The following is a 7,155-nucleotide window of genomic DNA, read 5'->3' on the forward strand; positions in this document are numbered from 1 at the left end:
CCTGTCCGACGATACCCTGCTCGATGCGATGATGGCGCACCCGGCGCTGATCAACCGTCCGCTTGTGGTCTCGCCGCTCGGGGTCCGGCTGTGCCGCCCGTCCGAGCAGGTGCTCGACCTGATCCCCGCGCCGCAGCAGGGTGCCTTCGCCAAGGAGGACGGCGAACAGGTGATCGACGCCGCCGGCAATCGCATCGCCGCGATTCCCTGAACCTGCCGCCCTGGCGGGCACGCCGGCGCCGCCCGCGGCCCAGCCTTCAGGCAGCCACGACCCGATCGAGCGGCAGCTCGGTTTCGAGCACGACACCTTCGGCGCGCAGTTCGAACCGGACCTGCCCGCCGAGCGAGCTTCCGAGCATCCGCGACAGGGAGCGCGTACCGAACCCCTGCCGCCCGCCCGGCCGGACCGGGGGTCCGCCCTCCTCGCGCCAGACGAAGGCGAGCGTCCCGGCTTCGCGGTCGACGCGCCAGCGGATGCGGACGATGCCGCCGCGCTCGCCGAGCGCACCATACTTGACCGCGTTGGTCGCAAGCTCGTGCAGCACCATGCCGAAGGCATGGACCGCGTTGGGCTGGAGGTCGATGGCTTCGCCTTCCACGATCAGCCGCTCGCTGCTGCCGTTGGCGAAGATGTCGAGCTGGCGGTGGATCAGCTTCTCGAGCGACCCGCCGGTCGCCGCCTTGCCCAGCAGCAGGTCGTGCGAGGCGGCGATGCTGGCAAGGCGTTGCGTCAGGCCTTCGCGGAACTCGCCGATGCTCAAGGCGACCCTGGCGCTGCCGCTGACGATCGCGCCGATCACCGAGATCAGGTTCCTGACCCGGTGGCCGCTTTCGTCGAGCACCAGGCGGACCCGCTCCTCAGCCTCCTTGCGCTTCTGGATGTCGTTGATCACCGAGACGAAATTGAGCGGCGCCCCCGCTTCGTCGCGCAGCAGCGAGACGCTCAGCTCGGTCCACACGACCGACCCGTCGGGGCGGATGTAGCGCTTCTCCATCGTGTAGACCTCGATGTCCCCGTCGAGCAGCTGCTGGACGTAGCCGAGATCGACATCGAGGTCGTCGGGGTGCGTGATGTCCTGGAACGTCAGCGCGAGAAGTTCGGCCTCGCTGCGCCCGAGCAGGCGCGCAAGGCAAGGGTTCACGCGGAGGAAGCGCCCTTGCGTCGAAACGTGCGCCATGCCGACGTTCGCCCGCTCGAAGGTCAGGCGGAACAGCGCATCCTCGTCGGTACGCGGCGCGGCGGCGGCCCCGGGCGGCGACGGTGCGCCGCCATCCCCGGCACCGTCCGGATGGCAACTGGTCTCGCTCAATGGTCCCCCGCGGCCCTGCCCCGTGTCTGCGCCGGGAACGAAATGCCCCGGCGATCGGTGCGCACTGCCGCATCTGTCACGCAAACGATCGCAAAAGGCAAGAACGCTGCTGCACCCCGAGGCGGGGTCGAGCGAAAGGATGCGCCGCGGCGCGCGTCACCGCAAAGGCCCGCCGGATGCAGACGGAGCGCGCAGGCGTTGCTGCTATCGGGCGACTGCCTGCGGTCGGTCACTCCCTTTCGCGGCGCGTCCGCGCATTGCGCAGGAACTGCAAGGCGACCGCGAAGGCCCACCCGGAGATGCGGGGCGTTACGCGGTCTCCCGACAAGACCCGCTGCCTCCCGATGCCGATGGTCGCCCTTCCCCGCCTCTACGAATCCTTGACCAGACCCACAAAGCCGCGCAATAGCGCGCCTTCCGGGCCCCATGGCAGCGTCCGGGCGGTTAGCTCAGTTGGTAGAGCATCTCGTTTACACGGTGATGCGCGTGAAGCAGCTAGACCGCAGCAAACCAACGTTTCCCACCCAAGATGGGCTCAAGCTTCGGGACTATTTCGGGACTCGCTCGCATCGAGAGCGTTTCGCGTGTCGTCGTCCAGCACGTGGGCGTAGCGCTGGGTCGTTGTTATGCTCCGGTGGGCAAGCGCTCCTTTGGCAGCTATGAGGGAGCCCGTGGAACGAACGATCCTGGTTGCACGAGTATGGCGCAGGTCGTGCAAGCGAAAGCCCGTGATCTTGGCGTCAGCCAAGGCTTTGCCGAAGGGTGACCTCAGCGCGGTCGGAGTGAGGTGATAGCGCTGCCCCCTCCGACGGTTCTTGCTTGGCCGTTGGCACACAAAGGTGAACACGAACTCGCACACGCGGGGCTGCCTGCGAATGATCTCCGCAAGCGTGTCGTTCAGCGGCCGTCTCACCACGTCTCCGCCCTTGATCTTCGTAGCGCAGACGCGCGCCTCCAGATTGCAGTCGACCCACCGGAGGTTCAGCACCTCGTTGCGCCTCCAGCCTGACTTCAAAAGGAAGTCGACGGCGTCGCAAACATCAGCACGCAAGTGGACGAAAAGCCGCTGCTCCTCGTCGACGCTCAATTCGCGATCGATCCTTGCGGTATCCTTGAGCTTGAGCGCACGCCAATCAGGTTTGTCTCCGACATCGAAGCGCGTCTTGTCCGCATGCTCCCACACGGCGCGCGCCACATCGATCTCGCGATTTAGCGTCGCTGGTTTTCGGCCTTTCCGGCGCTTTGCCAGGTAGACCTGCAGATCCCGCTGGGTGACGTCCGAGAGGCGAACATTCGAGCCGAGGCCGGCAACGAGCGACCGCAACATGTAACGGGTAGTCGGCCACGAGGGGAGAGTTTCGACTTTCTCTCGATAGAGTCCACACGCTTCATCGACGGTTATCGCTGGGCGTTGGCGCGCGGGCACTGCTGCATCGTCACGAGTGCGCTTCTCGAATTCCTCAGCCTTCCTCTTGGATGTGCACCCAGTGCTGCCGGTGTAGCGAACGCCGTGAAATTGGAAATCGTAATGGAAATATTTGCCCTTCTTGTAGACGCTCACGCTTGGCCCTCCTGCTCGGTGAACGAGCGCAGGCGCTTCGCGCTTGGTGCACGAATGGATTTCTGTTTCCGTTTTGTTCCAGTCCTGGTCGGCGCGCAGCTCGCGGCGACGAGGAAAGTATCCAGGTCGTCAGCGCGATAGCGGATAGAGCGTCCGATGCGAAGGTGGGGTAGCTCGCCGCTCAAACGAGCGTTGCGAACAGATCGCTGACTGAGACGCAAGATTTTTGCCACTTCGGGCTCGGTAAGGAGGGTCTGCATGCGGAAACTTTCTGATTGACCGTGATGTATGGTTTATGCCATACAATTCATCGAAAGTCAATTATTTTCAACTGGTTGCCTATGGAACACGAGACACATCCGCACGCTCAGACAGCTGCCGCCGCACTTCTGCGCACGGCGCTCGCAACGTATACGGCACAACACAAAGGGGGCTTGCGAGCCCTGTCGGTGGAACTCGGCATGCGCCCGCCGACCGTCCTCAGTCATATGGCAAATGGGCGCATGCCCATCCCGTTGGAGCGGGCCGGTCAGATTGCCGATGCTCTGCATCTGGATCGCCTGACGTTCTGTCTCGCTGTCCTTGCGCAACGAGCGCCCAGCATCGCGACCATCTTCCACGCCGAACTTGGACTTTCGCAAGCCGACGCGCCCATCGCACCTACCGTCAAGGAGACAATTCGCCGCGCTTTGCAGTCCCCTCCTTCCGATGGCCTCATCGAGCTGCTGCGCCGTGCGCTGCAAACACCGGCACCGTTGGAGCACTGGGTGGATGGCGAGGAGTTCGAACTGCTCAGGGCCATTCGGCGCGAGACCCCAAGCGGCCTCGACTTCGAAACATCTTTGGAGATCAGGGATCTATTCGGTGCGGTGGTGCATGAGGTGCTCAAGCGTGACGCGTAGAACAAATGGTCGCATTAGCCCCGGCAGTTTTGTGACAGCCGAAGAACCTCCGGCGACCTACGAGCAGGAGGTCTTCGCGTGGGGCAACGAAAAGCCATGGCGTGGTCGACCGAACCTGAGCAACAGGGATCAGTTTGGGGTCGCTGACGTCGTCACCAACGGCTCCGGCGACATTGTGGCAATGCCTCCCCTACGTCGAAAGCCTTGTTTTGCACGGCCGGAGGTAATCCTGCGACATGGAAAGGGCGAGGAGGTTCGCTTCGTTAGGGGCTCGCATCGTGCTGTAGTCAATGCTTGTGGACGCTGCCCTGTCCGCAATGCCTGCAAATCGGTTGCGTCGGAAAGGATCCGCTCTGCCCCAGCAATCGCCGCTGCGGTGGTCGAGTGGCATAAGGTCTGTGCAGCGAACGGAGGTCAGCCTCGGTTTACAGGTCCCGTCTGTGGAAGGGCGTGGGAACAAGTTAAGCGAGCCATCGCAGCCCGAGGCCCATTTTACAGCATCAATGACGACTTCTTGAAGCGTGAAGCCGAGGAAGCCGTGCGCGAACAACGAGCCAAGTGGGCACTCGCAAAAAGTAAGCAGCGACGCAACAACAGGATCGACTGCATCGCCCGGCACCAACTCCCGCCCTGTGCTGACTTACGAGCGCTGGTGAGCGAACGCGAACGTCGCGAAGCATCATTACTTGCATTGTGGCAAACAACAAATGCGCCGCTATCGATACGCAAGGTTCCTGCCACCCACATTGCCATGACAGCAACCCTGACAGCCGATGCATGGATGGCGGCGGTGATCCTCCGCGCGATGGGCGGCAAGGTCTCACCTGCTTACGTAGCACGCTTCCTGCGCCAATACCAGCGGCACCAAGGCAAGTCTGCGGATGCCTTGAAGGCGAGAATGCAATCAGACCTGGCGAGAGTTGCGGTGCTCCATGATGAGGGGGTGTGGAGACCAATTCATTCCGCCGCTGACCTCGACACACCGACTAGCGATTGGCAAGATTTTGATCTTGAGGATGACGAGCATCTAGGAGAAGCAGATCGGGAAGGATTACTCATGAGCCTGTGGAGGGCACCCCCTCCTGTAGACCGTGCGCCCACCCCCTCCTGACAACCCCCTCCGCAGGGCGTCCCTTCGTTTTCGTTACTAATAAATACTATGATCTCCATACTTTTCTGGGATTAATATAGAATCAGCCCTTTGGTTATTCGCCGTCTTACGACGTCGAATACGACCTCACCGCAGGCGGTGAAGTTTGAGGAAAGGAAGTCAGGCTGTCGGAGTGTCTGATCGAGGCTCATACAGACGAGAAGCTTGCGGAGTTGGGCAGGCACTCCAGTTCAAAGGCAGTGCACTCGCTCAACCCGACGGCGCGACGTGCTGGCACGGGATGACGTGCAGACGATCTCCTCACTCTATGCCGCCGTTGCGCTTCTGCGCTGGGATTTCATTCCAAGCGGCCAACACCCGGTAGAACCCATCCTTGCACTCCCGTCCGACGCCTGTCCTGCCCGCAAACGCCTCATCGCGGAGTGTGATGACCCGGCCGTGCAGCAGCCATGCCGACAAGTGGAGCACCTGGTGGTATGACGCGGGCCACCCGTTCGTCCGGTGGCTGTAAACGTTGAGCAGCTCGAGCGCATGTTGGCCGCTCTCGGCGACAACATAGGTGCCGCCGGGCTCCATCGTCTGGAACGCATAGATCTGGAGGTCGGGGGACGGCGGTGCAATCTCGCCGAGCGCAGCACCGTCGGGTGCGCCAAGCAGCCAGCCATCGTGCTCGCCCGTCCACCACGCCACACCGACGCCGCCAGACTTCGCGAAGTCGGCGAGCTGGGGTTGGAAGGCGAGGTCGTCTTCGAAGAGCTCGGTGAGCCCGATCTCCTTCTCGAAGACGTCTGGTGCATGCGCCTGGCTCCACAGGTAGGCCATGCGGAATGCTTCGTCGTTGTCGCGAGCGACGATCGTCAGCGGGGTGCGCCAGGAATGGTCGGACGCCAGGAATACTCGAGCCATTGATCGGTGACCTCATGTCGTTGTCGATGAGCTCACCATGACGCATTGCAGCGATGGATGCGGGTGGGAAATGGTCCGAGAAGCGCACAAAATCAGCCGACTACGTGACGTTTAAGAATCGAGAAGCCCTAGAGCCGGCACCAACCTCCACCCCGGTGCTGCCTATCCGCCGAGGTCAGAAATCGCTCGGGTGCCCATAGCTTCTTTGCGGTTTAGCCTAAATCGAACTTGACCAAGTTCGAAATTTCCACAATATTGAAAATATGAGCGCCGACGAGCAAGCAAGCCGCTTCATCCGATCATTGGCCGCGCTGGCACAAACCCACCGCCTCGCTGCATTCCGGTTGCTCGTGCAGGCTGGCAGCAAAGGGCTTGCAGCCGGCGAGCTTGCCGCGCGCCTCTCCGCACCGCCTTCCTCGCTTAGCTTTCATCTCGCTCATTTGGCGCAGGCCGGGCTTGTCACTCAGGAGCGTCGCAGCCGGTCGATCATCTATCGGGCCAACCTCCAGGAGATGAACGCATTGATGGGCTACCTGACCGAAAACTGCTGCGGCGGCGACGACTGTGGGGAGCAGACGACAGCCTGCTGCGAATCTCAGAGCATGAAGAGCGACGCTGCCTGAGGCGGAGCTCATCCTTGGGGGGAAGATGAACATCCTTATACTTTGCACTGGCAACTCGGCGCGTTCGATCCTCGGCGAGGCCGTCTTCAGGCACCTGAGCAAGGGGCGGGTGAATGCATTCAGCGCCGGGAGCAAGCCCAAGGGCGTGCCACATCCCGGCGCACTGCGCCTGCTCGAGCGGCGCGGATTTGATCCCGATACATTCCGTTCCAAAAGCTGGAACGAGTTCACTGCACCCGGCGCGCCGAACATCGACATCGCGATCACCGTGTGCGGCAATGCCGCCGGGGAAGCATGCCCCGTGTTCATGGGCGCTCCGATCAAGGCGCACTGGGGTTTGCCCGATCCCGCCGACGTCGAAGGCAGCGACGACGTTGTCGATGCGGCGTTCGAAGCGACATGGACTGCGCTCGAAACAAGGGTGCGGACCTTCCTTGCCCTGCCGTTCGAGACAATGGACAAGCGCTTCCTGGTCGACCACCTCGGTCAGATCGGCCGAATGGAGGGAGCCGCATGACCCGCCCGATCCTCGCCGAGGCCGTCGGCAGCTTCCTGCTGTTCGCCACCGTGATCGGCTCGGGCGTGATGGGAGAGAGCCTCGCGCACGGCAATGTTGCGGTTGCGCTGCTCGGCAACACCATCGCCACCGGCGCCATGCTCTTCGTGCTGATCACGATGCTGGGGCCGATCTCGGGAGCGCACTTCAACCCGGCAGTGACGCTCGTCTTCCGCCTGCTCGGCG

10 protein-coding genes are annotated in these 7,155 nt (G+C 62.6%); 6 read left to right on the forward strand and 4 right to left on the reverse strand.

Features of this window, described 5'->3' with window-relative positions; all coding sequences use genetic code 11:
* A partial coding sequence (locus tag K3A85_RS17670; RefSeq protein ID WP_318248103.1) for an ArsC/Spx/MgsR family protein occupies positions 1-211 on the forward strand: 211 nt, incomplete at its 5' end.
* Positions 212-257: 46 nt separating this feature from the next.
* On the opposite strand, the gene K3A85_RS17675 is transcribed toward K3A85_RS17670, so the two are convergent.
* From K3A85_RS17675 to K3A85_RS17685, 3 genes are all read right to left on the reverse strand, one after another.
* Positions 258-1,310 (reverse strand): PAS domain S-box protein, encoded by a 1,053-nt coding sequence (locus K3A85_RS17675; protein WP_225207836.1) that lies wholly within the window; start codon positions 1,308-1,310, stop codon positions 258-260.
* 535 nt (positions 1,311-1,845) lie between these two features.
* Complete coding sequence (locus K3A85_RS17680; RefSeq protein ID WP_225207837.1) at positions 1,846-2,871, reverse strand: tyrosine-type recombinase/integrase; 1,026 nt, start codon at positions 2,869-2,871, stop codon at positions 1,846-1,848.
* Positions 2,868-3,131 carry a helix-turn-helix domain-containing protein gene (locus K3A85_RS17685; RefSeq protein ID WP_225207838.1) on the reverse strand — a complete coding sequence of 88 codons (264 nt, stop codon included), beginning with the start codon at positions 3,129-3,131 and terminating at the stop codon, positions 2,868-2,870. Before K3A85_RS17685 ends, K3A85_RS17680 begins: the two co-directional genes overlap by 4 nt.
* Before the next feature lie 15 nt (positions 3,132-3,146).
* Between K3A85_RS17685 and K3A85_RS17690 the strand changes: the two genes are divergently transcribed.
* Both K3A85_RS17690 and K3A85_RS17695 read left to right on the forward strand, forming a co-directional pair.
* A complete protein-coding gene (locus tag K3A85_RS17690; RefSeq protein ID WP_225207839.1) occupies positions 3,147-3,773 on the forward strand; it encodes a hypothetical protein in 627 nt (208 codons plus the stop codon).
* A 514-nt stretch (positions 3,774-4,287) separates the two neighbouring features.
* On the forward strand, positions 4,288-4,884 hold the full coding sequence (locus tag K3A85_RS17695) for a hypothetical protein (protein ID WP_225207840.1): 597 nt from the start codon (positions 4,288-4,290) through the stop codon (positions 4,882-4,884).
* 300 nt (positions 4,885-5,184) lie between these two features.
* On the opposite strand, the gene K3A85_RS17700 is transcribed toward K3A85_RS17695, so the two are convergent.
* Positions 5,185-5,790, reverse strand: coding sequence for a hypothetical protein (locus K3A85_RS17700; RefSeq protein WP_225207841.1), 606 nt, complete (start codon positions 5,788-5,790; stop codon positions 5,185-5,187).
* Positions 5,791-6,053: 263 nt separating this feature from the next.
* On the opposite strand from K3A85_RS17700, the gene K3A85_RS17705 reads away from it, so the two are divergent.
* The 3 genes from K3A85_RS17705 to K3A85_RS17715 form a co-directional block, all read left to right on the forward strand.
* Entirely contained in the window at positions 6,054-6,413 is a 360-nt protein-coding gene (locus K3A85_RS17705) for an ArsR/SmtB family transcription factor (RefSeq protein ID WP_225207842.1), read from the forward strand.
* 25 nt (positions 6,414-6,438) lie between these two features.
* Positions 6,439-6,930, forward strand: coding sequence for an arsenate reductase ArsC (locus tag K3A85_RS17710; protein WP_225207843.1), 492 nt, complete (start codon positions 6,439-6,441; stop codon positions 6,928-6,930).
* On the forward strand, positions 6,927-7,155 hold a 229-nt coding region (locus K3A85_RS17715), incomplete at its 3' end, for an aquaporin (protein ID WP_225207844.1). The genes K3A85_RS17710 and K3A85_RS17715, both read left to right, overlap by 4 nt.

Origin of the sequence: Novosphingobium huizhouense (assembly GCF_020179475.1) — a bacterium.
Taxonomy (GTDB): Bacteria; Pseudomonadota; Alphaproteobacteria; order Sphingomonadales; family Sphingomonadaceae; genus Novosphingobium; species Novosphingobium huizhouense.